General features: G+C 55.5%; 1 pseudogene. It reads right to left on the reverse strand.

The window, feature by feature from the left end:
• Positions 1–750: pseudogene (locus tag AC07RZ_RS24135) on the reverse strand (transposase family protein); the annotation flags it as partial.

Below are 750 nucleotides of genomic sequence, written 5' to 3' on the forward strand. Positions count from 1 at the left end.
AGGTGATGTCTGCAACCCAGACCTGCTCCGGACCGGTAGGGACGACCTGAGATGGCCCCGCCTTGAGTAGATTGGGATGGCGCCGGAAGCGATGATGGCTGTTGGTGGTCTTGTGGTAAGCCCGTTGGGGTGGCACGAGCATACGCGCCTGCCTCAGGATGTCGAACAACTGGTCTCGTCCGACCTTCATTTGCACCCGAGCAAAGTGTGTACTCAGCAGACTGTGCAGCTTGCGGGTACCGAGGCGCGGCTGGCGAAGTCGGATCGGCTGCACCAACGCCACTACCGCTTTGGCCTGTTGCTCAAGGTCCCGTTCTCGTTGACAACGTTGGTAATAGGCCTGGCGGCTGATGCCCATGTGGCGGCAAGCCCTCTCTATGCTCAGTCCTTCGACTTGACCACTAGAGATAGCTTGCCCGAAGACTTTTTTACCGTCACCCCATGTTCATCGCGCATGATATTGATCACCGTCTCGAACAGAGCCGATTTCTGCTTCTCTTCCTTGAGTTGGCGTTCCAGTTCCTTGATACGTTGCTCTGGCGTTAATGGCTTGGTCGGTTTGTTTGGCATCGTCGCTCTCCGCTTGATTCGGCCCCTGGGCTCAGTCCAATCCTGCAGGCCATGTTTACGACACCATACCAAAACTGTCGACCGACCCTGTATTCCATACCGCTTTTGCGCTTGCTTGTACGTCATCTCGCCTTTTTCTACTTGCTCGACAACGCTCAATTTAAAAGCCAGGCTGTAATC

Source organism: Collimonas sp. GW821-FHT07E08 (assembly GCF_059418905.1).